The organism is Pseudomonas petrae (genome assembly GCF_021728295.1).
GTDB lineage: Bacteria > Pseudomonadota > Gammaproteobacteria > Pseudomonadales > Pseudomonadaceae > Aquipseudomonas > Aquipseudomonas petrae.
Genome location: NZ_JAKJXE010000015.1, coordinates 116,359 through 138,231 on the forward strand (window position 1 = coordinate 116,359; position 21,873 = coordinate 138,231).

The 21,873-nt window shown below is 61.0% G+C and carries 13 protein-coding genes and 3 pseudogenes; 3 read left to right on the top strand and 13 right to left on the bottom strand.

Annotated features, from left to right (window positions below; all coding sequences use genetic code 11):
• The first annotated feature begins 7 nt into the window (after window positions 1–7).
• Window positions 8–454: an excinuclease gene (locus tag L4G42_RS22250; protein ID WP_237253541.1), complete on the top strand. Its 447-nt coding sequence runs from the start codon at window positions 8–10 to the stop codon at window positions 452–454.
• Between the two features lie 119 nt (window positions 455–573).
• Here the strand turns inward: L4G42_RS22250 and L4G42_RS22255 are convergent.
• Window positions 574–1,464, bottom strand: a pseudogene (locus tag L4G42_RS22255) (LysR family transcriptional regulator).
• Window positions 1,465–1,580: 116 nt separating this feature from the next.
• Between L4G42_RS22255 and L4G42_RS22260 the strand changes: the two are divergent.
• Window positions 1,581–2,846 carry an MFS transporter gene (locus L4G42_RS22260; protein ID WP_419789395.1) on the top strand — a complete coding sequence of 422 codons (1,266 nt, stop codon included), beginning with the start codon at window positions 1,581–1,583 and terminating at the stop codon, window positions 2,844–2,846.
• Between the two features lie 272 nt (window positions 2,847–3,118).
• On the opposite strand, the gene hemE is transcribed toward L4G42_RS22260, so the two are convergent.
• The 12 genes and pseudogenes from hemE to L4G42_RS22315 form a co-directional block, all read right to left on the bottom strand.
• Window positions 3,119–4,183, bottom strand: a complete 1,065-nt coding sequence (gene hemE, locus L4G42_RS22265; protein WP_237253542.1) for a uroporphyrinogen decarboxylase — start codon at window positions 4,181–4,183, stop codon at window positions 3,119–3,121.
• A 213-nt stretch (window positions 4,184–4,396) separates the two neighbouring features.
• Complete coding sequence (locus L4G42_RS22270) at window positions 4,397–5,815, bottom strand: FAD-dependent oxidoreductase (RefSeq protein WP_237253543.1); 1,419 nt, start codon at window positions 5,813–5,815, stop codon at window positions 4,397–4,399.
• Window positions 5,816–5,936: 121 nt separating this feature from the next.
• Window positions 5,937–10,382 carry a glutamate synthase large subunit gene (gene gltB / locus L4G42_RS22275; protein ID WP_237253544.1) on the bottom strand — a complete coding sequence of 1,482 codons (4,446 nt, stop codon included), beginning with the start codon at window positions 10,380–10,382 and terminating at the stop codon, window positions 5,937–5,939.
• 358 nt (window positions 10,383–10,740) lie between these two features.
• On the bottom strand, window positions 10,741–12,366 hold the full coding sequence (locus L4G42_RS22280; protein WP_237253545.1) for an SPOR domain-containing protein: 1,626 nt from the start codon (window positions 12,364–12,366) through the stop codon (window positions 10,741–10,743).
• A gap of 10 nt (window positions 12,367–12,376) precedes the next feature.
• The gene (aroB, locus tag L4G42_RS22285; protein WP_237253546.1) at window positions 12,377–13,480 is read right to left on the bottom strand and encodes a 3-dehydroquinate synthase; all 1,104 of its coding nucleotides are present in this window, start codon (window positions 13,478–13,480) and stop codon (window positions 12,377–12,379) included.
• A 129-nt stretch (window positions 13,481–13,609) separates the two neighbouring features.
• Window positions 13,610–14,128 carry a shikimate kinase AroK gene (gene aroK, locus L4G42_RS22290; RefSeq protein WP_237253547.1) on the bottom strand — a complete coding sequence of 173 codons (519 nt, stop codon included), beginning with the start codon at window positions 14,126–14,128 and terminating at the stop codon, window positions 13,610–13,612.
• A 4-nt stretch (window positions 14,129–14,132) separates the two neighbouring features.
• Window positions 14,133–15,710, bottom strand: a pseudogene (locus tag L4G42_RS22295) (type IV pilus secretin PilQ); the annotation flags it as partial.
• Between the two features lie 204 nt (window positions 15,711–15,914).
• Window positions 15,915–16,274 (bottom strand): annotated as a pseudogene (locus L4G42_RS26455) (hypothetical protein); the annotation flags it as partial.
• Window positions 16,271–16,798, bottom strand: coding sequence for a pilus assembly protein PilP (locus tag L4G42_RS22300; RefSeq protein ID WP_237253549.1), 528 nt, complete (start codon window positions 16,796–16,798; stop codon window positions 16,271–16,273). The gene L4G42_RS22300 and the pseudogene L4G42_RS26455, both read right to left, overlap by 4 nt.
• Window positions 16,795–17,442 carry a type 4a pilus biogenesis protein PilO gene (gene pilO / locus L4G42_RS22305; RefSeq protein ID WP_237253550.1) on the bottom strand — a complete coding sequence of 216 codons (648 nt, stop codon included), beginning with the start codon at window positions 17,440–17,442 and terminating at the stop codon, window positions 16,795–16,797. The genes L4G42_RS22300 and pilO overlap by 4 nt, the downstream gene beginning before the upstream one ends.
• Window positions 17,439–18,008, bottom strand: a complete 570-nt coding sequence (locus tag L4G42_RS22310) for a PilN domain-containing protein (protein WP_237253551.1) — start codon at window positions 18,006–18,008, stop codon at window positions 17,439–17,441. The genes pilO and L4G42_RS22310 overlap by 4 nt, the downstream gene beginning before the upstream one ends.
• Window positions 18,008–19,072 (bottom strand): type IV pilus assembly protein PilM, encoded by a 1,065-nt coding sequence (locus L4G42_RS22315; RefSeq protein WP_237253552.1) that lies wholly within the window; start codon window positions 19,070–19,072, stop codon window positions 18,008–18,010. The genes L4G42_RS22310 and L4G42_RS22315 overlap by 1 nt, the downstream gene beginning before the upstream one ends.
• A 209-nt stretch (window positions 19,073–19,281) precedes the next feature.
• Here L4G42_RS22315 and L4G42_RS22320 point away from each other — a divergent pair, with 209 nt between their 5' ends.
• Window positions 19,282–21,756, top strand: coding sequence for a penicillin-binding protein 1A (locus tag L4G42_RS22320; protein WP_419789397.1), 2,475 nt, complete (start codon window positions 19,282–19,284; stop codon window positions 21,754–21,756).
• The last annotated feature ends 117 nt before the right edge of the window (window positions 21,757–21,873 follow it).

A 21,873-nucleotide genomic window follows, 5' to 3' on the forward strand; every position in this document is an offset into this window, starting at 1 on the left:
CGAAACCATGAAATTGAAAGTCTGGGCAGCAACGGCCGCCGTCGTTTTGAGCACTCTGCCGGGCATCAGCCAGGCTCGGGACACAGCGCTGTATCTGCCGTTCGAAAAGGTGATCGCGCAGATGACTCAGGAGAAGAAGCTCGACGGCAGCGTGAAGTTCTACCTCGCTGGCGTACAGCCAAAAGGCAAGGTGTCGGTGCTGTCAGCCAATGCGGTGACCAACAAGAAAACCAACGCCTTCAACAAGAGTGACAACGACGCCTGCGAGTGGGTCTTGCAGTCTGCCATCCTGCAGTTGAACGAGGCCGCAAAAAGCGCAGGCGCCAACGCGGTGGTCAACATCGCCAGCTACTACAAAAAGATCGAACGCAAGGATCCGGCCACCTACGAATGCCACGCTGGCGCCATCATGGCAGGCGTCGCGTTGAAGGGTGATCTGGCGAAGGTGCAGTAAGCCCAGGGCTATGAATATGTAGCAGCGCGCCTGCCCACGATTGGGGTATGTCAGCTAATTAATGTGTGTCTGATGCACTGCAATCGCGGGCAAGCGCGCTCCTACAAAGTGCTTTTGGATCACCCCGCCTTGCGCGTCACCAGTTCGACAAACGCCTTGGCCATGGGCGACTTCTGATCCTTGCGCTGCACCAGCCACACGGCTGATGTCGCCTGCGCATCCAGCAGCGTCCGATACACCACCCCGTCAATGCGCATGCGTTGATAGGACGCCGGCAGCACTGTCACGCCCAGTCCTGCTGCCACCAGACCGATGATGGTCATGGCTTCCCCCGCCTCCTGAGTAAACAACGGGCTGAAGCCCGCCTCGCGCGCCAGATCCAGCAACTGTGCATAGAGACCGCTGCCGTAGCTGCGCGGGAAGAACACGAAGGGCTCACTGGCCAGTTCCCGCAAATGGATGCCGCGTTCCGAACCTTCCGCCAGAGGATGGTCAGAGCGCAGGATTGCCACCAACGGCTCGTGCAGCAGCTACACGGCCACCAACGAATCCGGCAACGGCAGCGGTCGCATGATGCCCACTTGCATCGACTCATTCTCGAGCCGCTCGGCAACTTCGCGGCTGCTCATTTCCTGAAGCGCCAGATGCACCGCCGGATAACGCTGGCGAAACGCGAAGATGGCTTGCGGGATGCTTGAGGTAAACGGCGCGGACGCCGTGAAGCCGATTTTAAGTTCGCCCAGTTCCCCCAACTGCGCGCGCCGAGCGACGTCCGACGCCTTTTCGACTTGCGCCAGCACCAAGCGCGCTTCATCGAGGAACAACCGGCCCGCTTCGCTCAGTTCCACCCGTCGATTGGTCCGCTCAAACAGACGCGCGCCGAGCTCTTGCTCCAGCGCCTGAATCTGCTGACTCAACGGCGGTTGCGAGATGCCGAGCGCCTGAGCAGCGCGTCCAAAATGCAGCTCTTCAGCCACAGCAATGAAGTAACGCAGGTGACGTAATTCCATGGTTATTCCAGTAGGTCGTTAAACCTATCAAACAGGTCGAACAATATATTGGAAGCAATCGTTAGCCGGCTATATTCTTTTGCCACTGCTCCCCGCTCTCCCGCCCGAGGTCACCCGTGAATACTGCTGCATCCCCCGCCGCGCCTGCCGAGTTCGCCACAGCAGCCATCCCGTTGGGCGATACCTACATCGAGAAGGACACGCCTGCTTTCATTCGTACCGTACTGGCGCTGTTCTCCGGCGGCTTCGCCACGTTTGCGCTGCTGTACTGCGTGCAACCGATGATGCCGGTGCTGTCGCGGGACTTCTCCATCAACGCCGCCCAGAGCAGCATGATTCTGTCGGTGTCCACCGCGATGCTGGCAATCGGATTGCTCATCACCGGCCCCATTTCCGACCGCCTCGGGCGCAAGCCGGTGATGGTGTTCTCACTGTTCTCGGCCGCCCTCTTCACCATCGCCAGCGCACTGATGCCCACCTGGGAAGGCGTGCTCATCACGCGGGCGTTCGTGGGCTTGTCGCTGAGCGGACTCGCCGCCGTCGCCATGACCTACCTCAGCGAAGAAATTCACCCGCAACACATCGGCCTGGCGATGGGCCTTTACATCGGCGGCAACGCCATCGGCGGCATGAGCGGCCGGGTGATCACCGGGGTGTTGAGCGATTACGTCAGCTGGCACACGGCACTGTTGATCATGGGCATCATCGCGCTGGGCGCGGCGGGTGTGTTCTGGAAAATCCTGCCGCCGTCGCGCAATTTCCGCGCACGACCGCTCAATGGCCGCAGCCTGCTGGAAGGCTTTGTCCTGCAATTCCGGGATGCCGGGCTGCCGTGGCTGTTTCTCGAAGGCTTCCTGCTGATGGGCGCGTTCGTGACGCTGTTCAACTACATCGGTTACCGCCTGTTGGCCGATCCCTACAACCTGAGCCAGGCCGTGGTCGGTTTGTTCTCGGTGGTGTACCTGTCGGGCATCTACAGCTCGGCGAAGATCGGCGCACTGGCCGATCAACTGGGCCGGCGCAACGTGTTGTGGGCAGTGATCGTGCTGATGCTCGTCGGTGTCGCGCTGACCATGTTCACCCCGCTGGTGGTGGTGGTCGTCGGCGTGCTGATGTTCACCTTCGGCTTCTTTGGCGCCCACTCCGTCGCCAGCAGCTGGATCGGCCGCCGCGCCATCAAAGCCAAAGGCCAGGCGTCGTCGCTGTACTTGTTCAGCTACTACGCAGGCTCCAGCGTTGCCGGGACCGGCGGCGGCGTGTTCTGGCACTACGCCGGCTGGAACGGCATCGGCGCCTTCATCGGCACCCTCCTGCTGATCGCCCTCGCCGTGGCGCTGAAACTGGCGAAAGTGAAACCGCTGGCGGTGAATGTGCAGGTTTGAGCCAACAGCCGCACATGCAAATTGTAGGAGCGCGCTTGCCCGCGATCGGGCGGGAACCGGCCGCAGACCTTAGAGCACGGACTTGCTGATCTACCACAGAGGTGCAGCCACTGCCGCTTCGCGCCAGATCGCGGGCAAGCGCGCTCCTACGCCTTCGGCAGAAGCGATCCTGCGCCCAACGCTCAGCATCGATAGATCTGTGCGCTTTGCGGGTATGAACCCCACATGAAAACGCCCGACATTAGCCGGGCGTTTTCATGTCTGCAAACCGCTTACTGGTGATACTTCGCCGACATTTCGTGCACCGCTTCGATGAAGGCACCGGCGTTGGCCGGGTCGACTTCGGGGGTGATGCCGTGCCCGAGGTTGAAGACGTGGCCGGTGCCGCTGCCGTAGCTGGCGAGGATGTTCGAGACTTCCTGGCGGATGGCGTTCGGGTTGGCGTAGAGCACGGTCGGGTCCATGTTGCCTTGCAGTGCGACTTTGTTGCCGACGCGGCGGCGGGCTTCGCCGATGTCGCAGGTCCAGTCGAGGCCCAGCGCATCAGCGCCGGCGTCGGCGATGCTTTCCAGCCACAGGCCGCCGCCCTTGGTGAACAGAATGACCGGCACTTTGCGCCCGTCGTGCTCACGGATCAGGCCGTTGACGATCTTGCGCATGTAGGCCAGCGAGAATTCCTGATATGCCGCAGCCGAAAGGCTGCCGCCCCAGCTGTCGAAGATCTGCACCGCTTGCGCGCCTGCGAGAATCTGGCCGTTCAGGTATGCCGTGACCGATTGCGCGAGCTTGTCGAGCAACAGGTGCATGGCGTGCGGATTGTCGTAGAGCATGGCCTTGGATTTGCGGAAGTCCTTGGACGAGCCGCCTTCGACCATGTACGTCGCCAGGGTCCACGGGCTGCCGGCGAATCCGATCAGCGGCACGCGGCCGTTGAGCTCGCGGCGAATGGTGCTGACGGCATCCATGACGTAGCCAAGGTCTTTCTGCGCGTCAGGGATCGGCAACGCTTCGATGTCAGCCAGGGTGGTGACGGTTTTGCGGAAGCGCGGGCCTTCGCCGGTTTCGAAGTACAGGCCCAGGCCCATGGCGTCGGGAACGGTGAGGATGTCGGAGAACAGGATGGCGGCGTCGAGCGGATAACGCTCAAGCGGCTGCAGGGTGACTTCACAGGCGAACGCCGGGTTCATGCACAGGCTCATGAAGTCTCCGGCCTTGGCGCGACTGGCGCGGTACTCCGGCAAATAGCGGCCGGCCTGACGCATCATCCACACGGGCGTGACGTCAACAGGCTGCTTGAGCAGGGCGCGAAGGAAACGGTCGTTCTTCAGGGCAGTCATGTCGGCATCCGGAAAAAAAGTGCGGGCATTTTCTCAGACACCAACATAAAAGGCACGGTCGGTGCCGTGCCTTTTATTTATCGGGGCGATTTGTCGCAGCAGATCGATGCAATCTGTAGGAGCGCGCTTGCCCGCGAACACGTCATTCCAGACGCTGGAACGGTGGCTGACCCAACGCATCGCGGGCAAGCGCGCTCCTACAAATTCGCGTGTTTACACGCCCAGATAATCCAGAATCCCTTCAGCCGCATTGCGGCCTTCAAAGATCGCCGTCACCACCAGATCAGACCCGCGGACCATGTCGCCACCGGCGAAGATCTTCGGGTTGCTGGTCTGGTGCTTGAACTGGCCCTGCTCCGGCGCCACAACGCGGCCCTGGCTGTCGATCTGGATATTCTGCGGATCGAACCACGACGCCGGGCTTGGACGGAAACCGAAGGCAATGACCACGGCATCCGCCGGGATGATCTCTTCGGAACCCGGGATCGGCTCAGGGCTGCGACGGCCTCGTGCATCGGGCTCACCCAAACGCGTTTCGACGACTTTCACGCCTTCGACCCGATCCTCGCCCACGATAGCGATGGGCTGACGGTTGTAGAGAAACTTCACGCCTTCTTCTTTAGCGTTCTTCACTTCCTTGCGCGAGCCCGGCATGTTTTCCTCGTCGCGGCGATAGGCACAGGTCACTGACTTGGCGCCCTGGCGGATCGACGTGCGGTTGCAGTCCATCGCCGTATCACCGCCGCCCAGTACCACGACCTTCTTGCCCTTCATGTCGACGAAATCTTCCGGCGACTTTTCAAAGCCCAGGTTGCGGTTGACGTTGGCGATCAGGTAATCCAGCGCATCGTGCACGCCAGGCAAATCTTCACCGGGGAAGCCGCCCTTCATGTACGTGTACGTGCCCATGCCCATGAACACCGCGTCGTACTCTTCCAGCAACTGCTCGACGGTGATGTCCTTGCCGATCTCGGTGTTGAGGCGGAACTCGATGCCCATGCCGGTGAACACTTCGCGGCGATTGCTCAGCACGCTCTTCTCGAGCTTGAACTCGGGAATGCCGAAGGTCAGCAGACCGCCGATTTCCGGGTTCTTGTCGAACACCACCGGCTTCACGCCGCCACGCACCAAAACGTCAGCGCAGCCCAAACCCGCCGGGCCTGCGCCGATGATTGCCACGCGCTTGCCGTTTGGCACGACGCGGGACATGTCCGGGCGCCAGCCCATGGCGAAGGCCGTATCGGTGATGTACTTCTCGACCGAACCGATGGTCACCGCGCCGAAGCCGTCGTTGAGGGTGCACGCGCCCTCACACAGACGATCCTGCGGGCACACGCGGCCGCAGACTTCCGGCAGGGTGTTGGTCTGGTGCGACAGCTCGGCGGCCGCGAGGATGTTGCCCTCGGCCACCAGCTTCAGCCAGTTGGGAATGAAGTTATGCACAGGGCATTTCCATTCACAATACGGGTTGCCGCAACCCAGGCAACGGTGCGCCTGATCGGCCGACTGCTGCGGTTTGAAAGGTTCGTAGATTTCCACGAACTCTTTCTTGCGTTGACGCAGCAGTTTCTTTTTCGGGTCTTTACGCCCGACTTCGATGAACTGGAAGTCGTTACTGAGACGTTCAGCCATGGTGCTAAAACTCCTGACTACAGCCTCAAGCGCCAAGCTTGAAGCTGCAAGAAAATCATGTTCGCAGGCACTCGCGCGCTGCCGTTAGCTTGCGGCTTGAAGCGTGCCGCTCGCAGCTGCTTTACTGCGGATTCGCGCGGGTGCTGGACAACAGCGACTTCAAGCTCGCGGCCTTCGGCTTCACCAGCCAGAAGCGGCGCAGGTAGTCGTCCAGGTTTTCCCAGAGGTTGCGGCCCCATTCGCTGTCGGTTTCGGTCACGTATTCGGCCAGCACGCGCTCCAGATGGCTGCGATAGGCTTCCATCGCTTCACCGCTGATGCGCTGAATCTCGACCAGCTCGTGGTTGACCCGGTCCACGAAGCTGTTGTCCTGATCGAGCACGTAAGCGAAGCCGCCGGTCATGCCTGAGCCGAAGTTGTAGCCGGTCTTGCCCAGCACGCAGACGAAACCGCCGGTCATGTATTCGCAGCAGTGGTCGCCCGTGCCTTCCACAACGGTGTGGGCGCCGGAGTTACGCACTGCGAAACGCTCGCCTGCCGTGCCTGCCGCGAACAGCTTGCCGCCGGTCGCGCCGTACAGGCAGGTGTTGCCGATGATGGCGCTGTCCTGGGTTTTGAACGGGCTGCCTTTAGGCGGCACGATCACCAGTTTGCCGGCGGTCATGCCTTTGCCGACGTAGTCGTTGGCGTCGCCTTCCAGGTACATGTTCAGGCCGCCGGCGTTCCACACACCAAAGCTCTGCCCGGCCGTGCCCTTGAAGCGGAAGGTCACCGGCGCGTCGTTCATGCCCTGGTTACCGTGCAGCTTGGCGATTTCGCCGGAAATCCGCGCGCCGATGGAGCGGTCGCAGTTGCAGATGTCCAGTTCGTAGTCGCCGCCGCTCTTGGCCTGAATGGCGGAGATCGCCAGTTCGACCATCTTCTCGGCCAGCAGGCCTTTGTCGAACGGCGGGTTGCGCTCGACCTGGCTGAACTGCGGTTTGTCGGCCGGAATGTGGTCGCTGCCCAGCAGGGGCGTCAGGTCCAGATGCTGCTGCTTGGCGGTTTCACCCGGCAGGATTTCCAGCAAATCGGTACGCCCGATCAGTTCTTCCAGCGAACGTACGCCCAACTTGGCCAGCCACTCGCGGGTTTCTTCAGCCACGTAGGTGAAGAAGTTGATCACCATGTCGACGGTGCCGATGTAGTGGTCCTTGCGCAGCTTGTCGTTCTGGGTCGCCACGCCGGTGGCGCAGTTGTTCAGGTGGCAGATGCGCAGATATTTGCAGCCCAGCGCGATCATCGGCGCAGTGCCGAAGCCGAAGCTTTCGGCGCCGAGGATGGCCGCCTTGATCACGTCCAGGCCGGTCTTCAAACCACCGTCGGTCTGCACCCGGACCTTGCCGCGCAGGTCGTTGCCGCGCAGGGTCTGGTGGGTTTCGGCCAGGCCGATTTCCCAGGGCGAACCCGCGTACTTGATCGACGACAGCGGCGATGCACCCGTGCCGCCGTCATAGCCGGAAATGGTGATCAGGTCGGCGTAGGCCTTGGCCACGCCGGCCGCAATCGTGCCCACGCCCGCCTCGGCCACCAGCTTGACCGAGACCAACGCCGCCGGGTTGACCTGCTTGAGGTCAAAGATCAGCTGCGACAAGTCCTCGATGGAGTAGATGTCGTGGTGCGGCGGCGGCGAAATCAGCGTCACGCCAGGTACTGCATAACGCAGCTTGGCGATCAGGCCGTTGACCTTGCCGCCCGGCAATTGCCCGCCCTCACCCGGCTTGGCGCCCTGGGCGACTTTGATCTGCAGCACGTCAGCGTTGACCAGGTATTCCGGCGTCACGCCAAAACGGCCGGTCGCGATCTGTTTGATCTTGGAGCTGCGGATGGTGCCGTAGCGCGCCGGGTCTTCACCGCCCTCACCAGAGTTGGAGCGCGCACCCAGGCGGTTCATCGCCTCGGCCAGAGCTTCGTGGGCTTCCGGCGACAGCGCGCCGAGCGAGATACCCGCCGAATCGAAGCGCTTGAGAATGCCTTCCAGCGGCTCGATTTCATCGATGCCCAGCGGCGTGTCGAGCTCTTTGACCTTGAGCAGGTCACGGATCATCGACACCGGACGGTTGTCCACCAGCGCTGTGTATTCCTTGAATTTAGCGTAATCACCCTGCTGAACGGCGGCTTGCAGCGTCGCCACCACATCAGGGTTGTACGCGTGGTATTCGCCGCCGTAGACAAACTTCAGCAGCCCGCCCTGCTGGATCGGCTTGCGCGGGCTCCAGGCTTCGAAGGCCAGGGCTTTCTGCTCGGCTTCGATGTCGACGAAACGCGCGCCCTTGATGCGGCTCGGCACGCCACGGAAGCTCAAGTCGCAGACTTCTTCCGACAGGCCGATGGCTTCGAAAAGCTGCGCGCCGCGGTACGAGGCGACGGTCGAAATGCCCATCTTCGACAGGATCTTGAGCAGGCCCTTGGTGATGCCCTTGCGGTAGTTCTTGAAGACTTCGTACAGATCGCCCAGCACTTCGCCGGTACGGATGAGGTCGCCCAGCACTTCGTACGCCAGGAACGGATACACCGCCGACGCGCCGAAGCCGATCAGCACCGCGAAATGGTGCGGGTCGCGTGCCGTGGCTGTCTCGACAAGGATGTTGCTGTCGCAGCGCAGGCCTTTTTCGGTCAGGCGGTGGTGCACTGCGCCGGTGGCCAGCGACGCGTGAATCGGCAGTTTGCCCGGCGCGATATGGCGGTCGCTCAAGACAATCTGAGTCTTGCCCGAACGCACGGCTTCTTCAGCCTGATCCGCGATATTGCGCACGGCCGCTTCAAGGCCCATGGCTTCGTCGTAGTTCAGGTCGATGATTTGACGATCAAAGCCCGGACGATCCAGGGTCATCAGCGAGCGCCACTTGGCCGGGGAAATGACCGGCGAGCTGAGGATCACGCGGGAAGCGTGCTCAGGCGACTCCTGGAAAATGTTGCGCTCGGCACCGAGGCAGACTTCCAGCGACATGACGATGGCTTCACGGAGCGGGTCGATCGGCGGGTTGGTGACCTGCGCGAACTGCTGACGGAAATAGTCGTAAGGCGTGCGGACGCGACGCGACAGCACCGCCATCGGCGTGTCATCGCCCATGGAGCCGACCGCTTCCTGACCCTGCTCACCCAGCGGGCGCAGGATCTGATCACGTTCTTCGAACGTGACCTGGAACATCTTCATGTACTGCTTGAGCTGATCCGGGTTGTAGAACGCCGAACCGTGGTCGTGGTCTTCCAGCGTCGCCTGAATACGCAAGGCGTTCTTGCGCAACCACTGCTTGTACGGATGGCGCGACTTCAAGCGGCTGTCGATGGCGTCCGTGTCGAGGATCTGGCCGGTTTCGGTGTCCACGGCGAAGATCTGGCCCGGACCGACACGGCCCTTGGCGATAACGTCTTCCGGCTTGTAGTTCCAGACGCCGATTTCCGACGCGAGGGTGATGTAGCCGTTCTTGGTGGTCACCCAGCGAGCAGGGCGCAGGCCGTTGCGGTCGAGCAGGCAGACGGCATGGCGACCTTCGGTCATGACGATGCCGGCCGGGCCGTCCCACGGCTCCATGTGCATGGAGTTGAATTCGTAGAACGCGCGCAGATCCGGGTCCATGGTTTCGACGTTCTGCCACGCCGGCGGCACGAGCATGCGCACGCCACGGAACAGGTCGATGCCGCCAGTCACCATCAGCTCAAGCATGTTGTCCATGCTCGAAGAGTCAGAGCCCACGCGATTGACCAGCGGGCCCAACTCGTCGAGGTCCATCAAATCGTTGGTGAACTTGGTGCGACGGGCCTGGGCCCAGTTGCGGTTACCGGTGATGGTGTTGATCTCGCCGTTGTGGGCGAGGAAGCGGAACGGCTGAGCCAGCGGCCATTTCGGCAGGGTGTTGGTCGAGAAGCGCTGGTGGAACACGCAGATCGCGGTTTGCAGGCGCTCGTCGTTGAGGTCCGGGAAGAATGCCGTGAGGTCACGCGGCATCATCAGGCCTTTATAGATGATGGTCTTGTGGGAAAAGCTGCAGATGTAGTGGTCGGTGTCGGCGGCATTGGCCACCGAGGAGCGACGACGTGCGCAGAACAGCTTGATCGCGAATTCCTGATCGGTCAGGCCTTCGCCGCCGATGAACACCTGCTCGATCTTCGGCAGGCGCTCAAGGGCCAGACGGCCCAGCACGCTGGTGTCGATCGGCACCTGGCGCCAGCCGATCAGCGTCAGGCCGGCCGCCAGAATTTCACGGTTCATGTTTTCGCGGGCCGCTTCTGCCCTGGCGTCGTCCTGATTGAGAAAGACCATGCCTGCGCAATACTGGCGCGGAAGCTCGACGCCGAAATGCTCGGTGGCCACCGCACGCAGGAAGGCGTCAGGTTTTTGCATCAACAGCCCGCAACCGTCACCGGTCTTGCCGTCAGCGTTGATACCACCACGGTGGGTCATGCAGGTCAGGGCTTCGATAGCCGTCTGCAACAGGTGATGACTGGGCTCGCCTTGCATGTGGGCGATCAGGCCGAAACCACAGTTATCCTTGAATTCTTCTGGATGGTACAGACCTGCTTTCATAGACACATTCTCACCAGGCTGCCCCTTAACGAGGCAAATTTCTTTTCAATTCAACCATTTACCATCCACGCCGAACGTATGCCGGCTTTGCGGGAGCAAAAGGGAGGTCATTGTACACAGCGACACAAGTCCTCACAAATTTGACGACGAAGTGTCGCAAATTTATGTCGCATTCATGAAAGGTTTTATATCGATTCTCGTGCTAGCCAGAGCTTTTTTGCGAGTCTGACCAATGAGAGCCCGAAGATCAATGCGTGTCTGAGACGCAGACACCGCAAGGCGCGCTGCTCATTGGCAGCACGCTCATGCGTGATATCGGGAGGGCCAGGCGAGGGACCTGGATAAGGTCCCTGCGTCATCAGCGGGCGGCGGCGAGTTCCTGTTGGATACTGCCGACAGTACGAGGCCAAGGTTTACCAGCCTGAACCTTCTCTGGCAAGGCCTTGATAGCGGTCAGCGCCGCATTGCGGTCAGCGAAGCTGCCGTAAGTCACCACGAACAGAGGCTTGCCCTGCAGGGTTTTCTTGAAGTAACGGTACTCGGCGCCCTGCTCTTTCACGTAGCTCTGAGCGGTGGCTTCGGAACTTGTGCCGAGGATCTGCACCACGTAATGCGTCGGTGCCTGACCTGCGTACCAGCCACTGCCCGCCGCGCCAGGCGCTGCAGCTCCAGGCTTGGCCGCCGGTGCAGGTGCCGGGGCAGGTTTGGCGGTGGCCACCTGAGTCGGCGCTGGCGCGGGTTTCGCGGCAGGGGCCGGAGCAGGCGCTGGCTTGGCGGCCGGGGCTGGACGCGGTGCCGGAACCGGCTGCTGCGCCATTGATGGAGCAGGGCTTGCCGTTGCGCCGGCCGGTGGCGCAGTGGTCGTCACGGTCGGTGGCTGCAACGACTGATTAGCCGCAGGGCCGCCATCCTCGCCATCACCTTCGCCCGAACCCGCAGCTTCAGCCAATGGCGCGCGTGTCGCAGGTTGCGAGCCGTTCATCGGCAACGGCATCGGCTGCGAGTTACCGGCAAACTCGATGGCCGGGCCACCGTTGTTCGATTGTTGCGCCGGCGCCTGACCCTGACCCAGAGGCAGTTGAGCCTGAGAGTTGGCTGGCGCAGTGGCAGGTGCGTTGCTGCGGCCTGGAATCAGCCACGCCGCCAGAACGGCTGCGACAACAACCCCACCCAAAGCCAACACGTGTTTCTTAGGCATTTTGAACCCCATACTTGGACGCTTGACCGCAGAGCGGCTGGCAATCATGGCTTCGATCATCGAATCGCGCGCGACCTGGTTGATCGCGCCTGGCCATCCACCGGACTGCTCGTGGATATCACTGATCTGCGTGGCGCTGAACAACTCAACGCCCTGCCCTGCGCCGTCGAGACGCTGAGCCAGATACTCACGGGTTTCTTCTTCGGTATACGGCGCCAGCTCGATAACGTGGAAGCGTTCCTCCTCGGTACCGCTCTCGGCGCACAGCTGATCCAGGCGATCAATGATCGAAGCCTCGCCGAACAGGAAGACATGCGGACGCCCTTCCGGGGTGCCTGCTGCCAATCCCAACAACGCTTCGAGTGCGGATTCGCCCAGTTGTTCGGCATCGTCCACCAAGATGTAGACTTCCTGACCGGTCAGCGCCAACTGCACGACTTGCGCCAGAATCGGGCGCATTTCCGCTTGAGCGACGCTCAGCGCCTGGGCAACCTGGCGCAATACGCCCGTGGCATCACCTGCGCCACGCGCCGACACCACAACGCTTTGCACCGATTGCTTGTTGGTGCTCGCCACCAGCGCCTGACGCAAGAGCGTCTTGCCACTGCCGTGCGGGCCCGTCACGACCAGCAGCAGCTGGCTGTAGCGCGCGAGATGATGCAGCTGGCCCAGCACGGGCTTGCGCTGTGCCGGGAAGAACTTGAAGCCGGGAACCCGCGTTGCAAAGGGGTCATGACTCAACTGGTAATGACCGAGGAAGGCCTCATCGGCGTGCAAACTAGTCATGGATTTCTCATTAACCTCTAAGCTGATCCACCAAGGCGCGGTAGTCCGCGACCAGTGTGGCCTGTAGTACTTCTTGTGGATATTCGTCAGTCACCACTGCTTCACCGATGCGACGCAACAGCACCAGGCGCAAACGACCGTCAATGACCTTCTTGTCCACCGCCATGTGATCGAGGAAGTGCTCGGGCGTCATGTCTTCCGGCGGAACCACCGGCAAGCCGGCGCGCTGAAAAATACGGATGCCGCGGTCACGGTCCTGCTCGCTGATCCAGCCCAGACGCGCCGACATCTCCAGCGCCATCACCGTGCCTGCCGCCACCGCCTCGCCGTGCAGCCATACGCCGTAACCCATGTGGGTTTCGATGGCGTGGCCGAAGGTGTGGCCGAGGTTCAGCGTGGCACGCACGCCGGACTCGCGCTCATCGGCGCCAACAACAGCGGCCTTGGCCGCACACGAGCGCTCGATCGCCGTGGTCAGCGCGACCTGATCCAGCCCGCGCAGCTTGTCCACATTCTCTTCGAGCCACGTCAGGAACGGTTCGTCACAGATCAAACCGTATTTGATGACCTCGGCAAGACCGGCGGACAGTTCGCGCTCTGGCAGGGTGTTCAGCGATAACGTATCGATCAGCACCGCGTTGGGCTGGTAGAACGCGCCGACCATGTTTTTGCCCAGCGGGTGATTGATGCCGGTTTTGCCACCGACCGAGGAATCGACCTGGGACAGCAACGTGGTCGGCACTTGAATGAATTCGACGCCGCGTTGATAACAGGCGGCGGCAAAGCCGGCCATGTCACCGATAACGCCTCCGCCCAGCGCGATCACAGTGGTGCGGCGGTCGTGGCGTGCGGTGAGCAACGCGTCGAAGATGGTTTGCAGGGTTTCCCAGTTCTTGAAGGCTTCACCGTCGGGAAGCACGATCGGCAACACGCTGTAACCGGCGAGGGATCGGGTGAGGCGATCCATGTAGAGCGGCGCAACGGTAGCGTTGGAGACGATCGCCACCTGTTTTCCAGCTATGTACGGCTTGAGCAACTCGGGCTGATCCAGCAAGCCTTCGCCGATATGGATCGGGTAGCTGCGTTCGCCAAGCTCGACCTTGAGTGTCTGCATGTGTCCCCACGCTGTTAACAATTGGTTGCCTGTGTGCGCTTGAAAACCGCCGACACCGGCTATGGCGCAAGGCCATGTAGCGACCCCACTTTTTATGGTCGCCGAGGATAGCGCATTTCCGTCTGCGCTTTAACGGGGAGGAAGCTCGGCCAGCAGGGCGAGGATGTCGATAACCACCATTCGTGGCGGCCGCTCATCGGTTTCGATGATGACATCGGCGATCTCGCGGTACAGCGGATCGCGGATCGCCAGCAGTTCGCGCAGCACCCGCGCCGGGTCAGCAGTGCGTAGCAAGGGGCGATTGCGATCCCGCGAGGTCCGGCCGACTTGTTGCGCAACCGATGCATGCAAATACACCACACGACCGCCAGCGTGCAGGGCGCGACGGTTTTCTTCGCGCATGACAGCGCCACCGCCGGTGGCCACGACCACGCCGTCCAGCGCGCAGAGCTCGGCGATCATCGCCTGCTCGCGATCACGAAAACCCGCTTCACCTTCCTTGTCGAAGATCCAGGGAATATTGGCGCCCGTTCGCAGCTCGATTTCCTTGTCGGAATCCTTGAACGGCAGTCGAAGCTCTTTGGCCAGCAAGCGACCGATGGTGCTTTTGCCAGCCCCCATCGGCCCCACAAGAATTAAATTTCGCACAGAATCAACGACTCACAGCAATCGCCTGGTTATTCATGATACGCGGAGTGAGAAACACCAACAGCTCGGATTTTGACTCCGAAACCACATCGCGCCGGAAAAGGCGGCCAACATACGGCACATCGCCTAAAAATGGCACCTTGTCGACGACTTTACTCTGCGTATTCGAGAACACGCCACCAATTACGATGGTCTCGCCGTCGGCCACCAGCACCTTGGCGTTCACTTCGTTTTTCTTGATTGGCGGCACACCCAGCACCGTGTTCACGTAGTCAGGCTCATCCTTCGTGACCTTGACCTCCATGATGATGCGGTTGTCTGGCGTGATCTGCGGGGTCACTTCCAGCGACAGCGACGCCTCTTTGAACGACACCGACGTCGCGCCGCTCGAACTGGCTTCCTGGTAAGGCACTTCCGTACCTTTCAGAATTTTCGCGGTTTCCTTGTCCGACGTAACAACCTTTGGTTGCGAGACCACTTCGCCGTTGCCGCTCTTCTCCATCGCCGTCAGCTCAAGATCGAGAATCGTATTGTTGGTCAGGAAGCCCAGGCCGATCGACGAGGTGGCGTCGGTCACGCCCATGTCGACGTAGGGACCATTGGTCGCCGATGCACCCGAAACAGTGCCGTTGCCGCCGGCGGTGAAATTCCCCTTGTTGCTCGAACCACCCCAGCGCACGCCCAGGGCCTTGTCGTAATCGACGTTGGCTTCAACGATGCGCGCCTCGATCATCACCTGACGCACCGGGATGTCCAGTTGCGAAACGATGCGGCGCAGCTCGTCGAGACGATCCTGGGTCTGGTAGGCAATGATGTTGTTGGTGCGCTCATCGACCGTAATCGAACCGCGCTCGTCGGTCTTGGATTCAGCGCTGGTGACCGACTGAAACAGCTTGGCGATATCGGCGGCCTTGGCGTAGTTCACTTGCAGCAACTCACGACGCAGCGGGGCCAGCTCGGAAATCTGCTTGAGGGATTCCAGCTCCTGGCGCTCCCGCGCAGCGATCTCGTCAGCCGGACCGACCAGCAAAACGTTGCCGATCTTGCGCTTGTCCAGGCCCTTGGTCTTGAGCACCAGATCCAGCGCCTGATCCCACGGCACGTTCTGCAAGCGCAGGGTGATGCCGCCCTGAACGGTGTCGCTGGCCACCAGATTGAGGTTGGTGAAATCAGCGATCAGTTGCAGCACCGAACGCACGTCGATGTCCTGGAAATTCAGCGACAGCTTCTCGCCGGTGTAGACCAGTTTTTCCGAGTTGCGGCGCTCCTGATCTTCGTTGGTCAGGGGGCGCACGCTGATGGTCAGCTTGTTGTCGGTCTGGTAGGCGGAGTAGTCGAACGCACCGGACGGTTCGATGGAAATACTGGCCTTGTCACCCGTGGCGCTGGAATTGACGAACTGCACCGGGGTCGCGAAATCCTTGACGTCCAGACGCACACGCAGGGGTTCAGGCAACTGCGTTTTGGCGAAGTCGACGCGGATCTTGCCGCCCTGCTCCTGAATGTCCGGCGCAATGCCGGTGTCGCTCAGCTCGATGATGACGTTGCCTTCACCCAACTCGCCGCGCTGGAAGTCGACGTTTTTCACCGACCGTGGGCCTGGCGCATACGAGCGGGCAACGGGTTTCGATTGCGCGGCAGGCCCGCTCGGCACACTCACTCGCGCGGCGCCCATGGCGGTGCTCGGCTGGGAACCCTGGGCCGCAGCAGCGCCCTGGCCCACGACCACGAACAGGTTGTTGCCGTCCACACGCGAGCTGTAGGGCGCGAGCGTGGTGAGGTTGATGATCACCCGCGTGCGGTCCTTGGCTTCCACGACCACAACGCTGTGTGCGTTGCCTGAACCCAGGTCACGGCTCTTGATCGCCAGTTGGCTGGTCACACCCGGCAGGTCCAGGGCAATGCGCGCCGGTTGCTCGGTGGTGTAGCCGCGCGGCGCCGCCACCGGACCGTCGAATGACAGTTTCAGTTCGACTCGATCCCCCGGCAATGCGGCAACATCCAGCGTCTTGAGGTTAGCCGCCTGGACAACCGGTGAAAGCATCGCCATCCCTAACGACAGGCCGATAATCGAAAGAATCCTGTTCATGTTCACATTCCACCACTGTGCAGATCCGAAGGTGCTTCGCTTGCTTGCCGTCTTCATGAGCGTTCCTTGAGGGAAATACTGAGCGGACGCTCAAGCCACGCCCCCTCGCCATCCGGAACGATTTCCATCACTTGCACCGCCGAGTCGGTGATCGCCGTGATCCGGCCATCGTTACGCCCCAGGTAATCGCCCACTTTCACCCGATGCACGCCACCCGCCCCGCGAAGCAGCGCGAACGTGCCGGTTTCATTGCTCAACGTGCCGACCATTTCAAAGGAGTCGATGTTGAAGCCTTCGAGGAACTGCTTCACCCGCGTCGGATCAGGCTGCACCAGGTGCGAGCCCTTTGGACGGTTGACCAGATCGATCTTGATCGGCGGCTGAAACGGACTGCGCAAACTGGCCGCCGCATACGTAAAGGCTTCATACGGCCGAAATTTGGGCATCGCTTCGATGGTGCCCACTGGCCGGGCGCGCACCTCGGTCATGAACTGCTTGAGATCGTCAAATTCGCTCGAGCTGTCGCAACCCGCGAGCCCCATCAGCGTGACGCCGACGCACAACCAACGCATCGCCCTCATTTCGCTGGCCCTTTCGTGTCGACGTTCTGAAGACCTTTGTCGTTATAACGGTAGGTTTTGGCAAGAATGCTCATGCGCAGCTTTCCGGGGGACTTGGCGTCCAGCGGTTTAATCTCGAAGTCATGCAGCGTCACGATTCGCGGCAGGCTGGCGACGCCGCTGGCAAAGGTCGCGAGGTCGTGATAACTGCCTGTCACGGTAATCTGGATCGGCAATTCAATATAAAACTGCTGGGCCTCTTCAGGGAGCAGCTTGATCTCCTCAAACTCCAGGCCACTGCCCAGACCGGTGCGGGTGATGTCTTCAAGCAGGCCGGGGACTTCAGTGTCGCTCGGCAACTGCCGCAGCAAGGCGCCGAAGGTGTTTTCCATCTCCACCATCTGGCTCTTGTAAGCCGCGAGGTTGGCGGCTTGATACGCCTTGGTCGCGAACTGCTCTTTCAGCGCCGTCTCTTCGCCACGGGACTGATCCAGCTGAGCCTGCATGTCCTGGATATAGAAGAAGTACCCACCGGCCAGCACCAGCGCCAGCAACAGCGCGCCGGCAATGGTCTTCACCGCAGCGGGCCATGAACCCAGGTTATTGATGTCCAGGTCGTTGATGTCGATCTTTTTCAGGCTATCGAGCCAATCATTCATGTTCATGGCCTGACCCCCTCAACCGCTGGCTGCGTCTGGCGCACCGTCAACTGGAAGGTGTTGGTCTGATCTACGCCACCCGCCGCAGTGTTTGCCTTGACTTCGGTCAGACTCGGCGACTCCAGCCAGTCAGACGCATCCAGATTACGCAGCAGATCCGAGACCCGGTTATTGGATTCGGCAGCGCCGGAAATGCTGATCATCTGCCCGGTCATCTTCACGTCGTTGAAATAGACGCCATCGGGAAGGGTGCGGGCCATCTGATCGAAGATGCGCCCGATGATCGGCCGGTTGCCCTGCAGGTCCTGAATGATCTTCATCCGCTCCAGCAATTGCTTACGACGTGCCTTGAGCTCGCTGATCTCTTTGATGCGCGCATCGAGCTGGACGATTTCGGTCCTGATGAATTGGTTGCGGGCGTTCTGGTGGGCAATGGCACTGCTCAAATATTGATCAGCCAAAATAATGGCGCCGATGCCAAGCAGCAGCACACCAGCCAGCGCCAGGATGAAGCGCTTCTTGCGCTGCTCGCGCTGCTGTTCACGCCAGGGAAGTAAGTTGATCCGTGCCATTAGTCGAAGCTCCTCAGGGCCAGACCGCAAGCGATCATCAGTGCGGGAGCGTCGCTGGCGAGGGCGCCGGCGTTGACCTTGGCGCTCAGGGCCATGTCAGCGAAGGGGTTGGCCACCAGCGTCGGGGTGCCGAGGCGCTCCTGGATCAGCCGATCAAGACCGGAAATGGAGGCCGTGCCGCCGGCCAGCATGATGTAGTCGACGCGGTTGTACTGTCCGGCCGCGAAGAAGAACTGCAGCGAACGGGACACCTGTTGCACCACGGCGTCCTTGAACGGCTGCAGGACTTCCATGACGTAGTCGTCGGGAAGCCCGCCCTGCTTTTTCGCAAGCCCGGCCTCGCCCACGGACAAACCATAACGGCGCTGGATTTCTTCGGTGAGCTGGCGACCACCGAATAATTGTTCACGGGTGTAGATGATGCGGCCGTTGTGCAGCACGCTGAGGGTGGTCATGGTCGCGCCGATGTCGATAACGGCGACGGTCAACTGCTCGTGGTCCTGGCCAAGCTGCGCAGACAACAGACCGAACGAGCGCTCCAGCGCGTAGGCTTCGACATCGACCACGCGGGCAGTCAGCCCGGCCAGTGCCAGTGCGGCTTCGCGCACCTCGACGTTTTCCTTGCGGCAGGCGGCGAGCAACACTTCGACGCGTTCTGGATTGCGCGCCGAATAGCCCTGGACTTCAAAATCGATGGCGACTTCTTCCAGCGGATAGGGAATGTACTGATCGGCCTCGATCTTGAGCTGGTTTTCCATCTCGTCGTCGGAAAGGCCTGCATCCATCTCGATGGTCTTGGTAATAACAGCCGAACCCGCGACGGCAACCGCCGCGATTTTGACGTTACTTTTGGCTTTTACCAGCAAACGCGTCAAAGCACTGCCGACGCCTTCCAGCTCCGCGATGTTCTTTTCGACCACTGCGTTGGCGGGCAGCGGCTCGACCGCATAAGACTCGACCTTGTAACGGTTGCCGGAACGACTTAGCTCCAGAAGCTTGACCGAGGTGGAGCTAATATCGATCCCTAGAAGGGTGTTGGCCTTCTTACTGAAGAGTTCGAACACAACCGATTCCCTATGCGTTTCCGTCACTTACGGATGATTTCTGTTCCAGTGCCACTGTCGGCTGACTTGACAGTAGCGCAAATAACGCTCGACGACGAAAAATGCTTATAATGCCCAGCGTTTTTTTCGTGTACCAAAGCTTCAAGGCGTGTTCATTTGTAAATGCCTGCGTCTAACTCATTCTTTTTTCTGGAAATCCAAAAGCCTTGATACGCCTGCTGAAGTTTGTCTGGTGGTCCATCGTCGCGGTCGTCTGCGGGCTGCTGCTCGGCCTGAGCGGCGCCTTTCTCTACCTGGCCCCGACCCTGCCCTCGGTCGATGCGCTGCGCAATATTCAGCTGCAGATCCCGCTGCGGGTGTTCAGCAGCGACGGCAAACTGATCGCAGAGTTTGGTGAAATGCGCCGCTCTCCTATCCGTTTCGCCGACATTCCCCCCAATTTCATTCACGCCCTTCTGTCTGCCGAAGACGACAACTTCGAGAACCACTACGGCGTGGACCCGAGCAGCCTGATGCGCGCAGCCAGCCAACTGGTCAAAAGCGGTCATATCCAGTCCGGCGGCTCCACCATCACCATGCAGGTCGCGAAAAACTACTTCCTGACCAGCGAGCGCAGTTTTTCGCGCAAAACCACCGAGATTCTCTTGGCCTTGCAAATCGAGCGCCAACTTACCAAGGACGAGATTCTCGAGCTGTATGTCAACAAGATTTATCTGGGCAACCGGGCTTACGGCATCGAGGCCGCAGCGCAGGTTTACTACGGCAAATCCATCCGCGACCTGAGCGTCGCCCAGATGGCAATGATTGCCGGCCTGCCCAAGGCGCCGTCACGATTCAACCCACTGGCCAACCCGGTGCGCGCCAAAGAGCGCCGCGACTGGATTCTGGGCCGCATGTTCAAGCTGGGGAAAATCGACCAGAACACCTACCAGACCGCCCTTGTCGAGCCGATCAACGCCAGCTATCACGTTCAGAGCCCGGAAGTGAACGCGCCGTATATCGCTGAAATGGCACGCGCCGAAATGGTGGGTCGTTATGGCAGCGCAGCCTACACAGAAGGCTTCCGCGTCACCACTACCGTGCCGAGCGGCTTGCAGGAAGACGCCAACAAAGCGGTGCAGGACGGCCTGATCGAATACGACCAGCGCCACGGCTATCGCGGGCCTGAGAGCCGATTCCCCGGCCTGACCCGCGAGGGCTGGGTGCAGGAACTGAGCAAACAGCGCCCGATCAGCGGCCTGGAGCCGGCCATCGTCACCCAGGTCGACAAGACCGGAATCCACGTGCTGACCCGCAATGGCGAGAACGAAGAAACCGTCGCCTGGGACAGCATGAAGTGGGCCAAGGCGTTCCTGAACACCAACAGCGTCGGCGCCAATCCCAAGCAGCCTGGCGATGTCGCCCACATCGGCGATCTGGTGCGCTTGCAGCGTCAGCCCGATAACTCACTCAAGTTCAGCCAGCTTCCGGTGGCGCAGAGCGCGCTGGTTTCGCTGGACCCGCAGAACGGCGCGATTCGCGCGCTGGTCGGCGGTTTCGCGTTCGAGCAGAGCAACTACAACCGCGCGATGCAGGCCAAGCGTCAGCCAGGCTCCAGCTTCAAGCCGTTCCTGTACTCGGCAGCGCTCGACAACGGCTACACCGCGGCCAGCCTGGTCAACGACGCGCCGATCGTGTTCGTCGACGAAGCGATCGACAAAGTCTGGCGGCCGAAGAACGACACAGGCACCTTCCTGGGTCCGATCCGCCTGCGCGAGGCGCTTTACAAGTCACGTAACCTGGTGTCGATCCGCCTGCTGCAAAGTCTGGGCGTGAACACCGCGATCAACTACATCACCCGCTTTGGCTTCAACAAGCAGGACTTGCCGCCGAACCTGTCCCTCGCACTGGGCACAGCCACCTTGACGCCGATGGAAATCGTCAGCGGCTGGAGTGCGTTCGCCAACGGCGGTTACAAGATCAGTCCGTACCTCATCCAGAAAATCGAGGACCGTGAAGGCAAAACCCTGTTCGTTGCCAACCCGCCGACAGTGCCTGCCAACGACCCGAATCCGAAAGCGGTCAGCGAAGCAGCCATCAGCAGTGCATCGACCTATGCAGCGCCAGAGACCCCGCCGTTGACTGCCAACGTCGTGCCGAACGCGCTGGATGCATCAGGCGCAGCGCCAGCACCTGTGGTCGCGGAACGGATTGTTGACGGTCGCACGGTTTACATCCTCAACAGCATGCTGCAGGACGTGATTAAACGCGGCACCGGTCGCCGCGCCCTGGCGATGAACCGTCCGGACATCGCGGGCAAGACGGGGACCACCAACGATTCGAAAGATGCATGGTTCACGGGCTACAACGGCGATTACGTGACGACGGTCTGGACCGGTTTCGATCAGCCTGAAAGCCTCGGTCGCCATGAATTCGGCGGCACGGTCGCGCTGCCGATCTGGATGAAGTACATGAGCGCCGCGCTGAAGGACAAGCCACCGCATGTTCAGGCAGAACCGGAGGGCATCCTCAGCCTGCGCATCGATCCGGTCAGCGGCCGCTCCGCAACGCCAAGCACGCCGGGCGCGTTCTTCGAGCTGTTCAAGAGCGAGGACACACCGCCTAGCGTTAACGAACTCGGCGGCAGCCCGCCTCCAGGCAGCCCGCTGCCGGCGGATGAATCAGCACCGATTGATTTGTTCTGATGATGGCGTAAATCCGCTGTCGGCAACGCTACAGACTTCGGTGTACGCGAGCTCTGTAGGAGCCGGCTTGCTGGCGAACTCGGCAGGCCAGCGATAAAGATGTTAACTGGCAAGATT

What these genes read in the sequence shown, in the direction of transcription:
- L4G42_RS22280 (WP_237253545.1), bottom strand. Translation starts at nt 12,366, where the DNA reads ATGACTAGTTTGCACGCCGATGAGGCCTTCCTCGGTCATTACCAGTTG.
- L4G42_RS22250 (WP_237253541.1), top strand. Translation starts at nt 8, where the DNA reads ATGAAATTGAAAGTCTGGGCAGCAACGGCCGCCGTCGTTTTGAGCACT.
- aroB (WP_237253546.1), bottom strand. Translation starts at nt 13,480, where the DNA reads ATGCAGACACTCAAGGTCGAGCTTGGCGAACGCAGCTACCCGATCCAT.
- hemE (WP_237253542.1), bottom strand. Translation starts at nt 4,183, where the DNA reads ATGACTGCCCTGAAGAACGACCGTTTCCTTCGCGCCCTGCTCAAGCAG.
- L4G42_RS22310 (WP_237253551.1), bottom strand. Translation starts at nt 18,008, where the DNA reads ATGGCACGGATCAACTTACTTCCCTGGCGTGAACAGCAGCGCGAGCAG.
- L4G42_RS22300 (WP_237253549.1), bottom strand. Translation starts at nt 16,798, where the DNA reads ATGAGGGCGATGCGTTGGTTGTGCGTCGGCGTCACGCTGATGGGGCTC.
- L4G42_RS22270 (WP_237253543.1), bottom strand. Translation starts at nt 5,815, where the DNA reads ATGGCTGAACGTCTCAGTAACGACTTCCAGTTCATCGAAGTCGGGCGT.
- gltB (WP_237253544.1), bottom strand. Translation starts at nt 10,382, where the DNA reads ATGAAAGCAGGTCTGTACCATCCAGAAGAATTCAAGGATAACTGTGGT.
- pilO (WP_237253550.1), bottom strand. Translation starts at nt 17,442, where the DNA reads ATGAACATGAATGATTGGCTCGATAGCCTGAAAAAGATCGACATCAAC.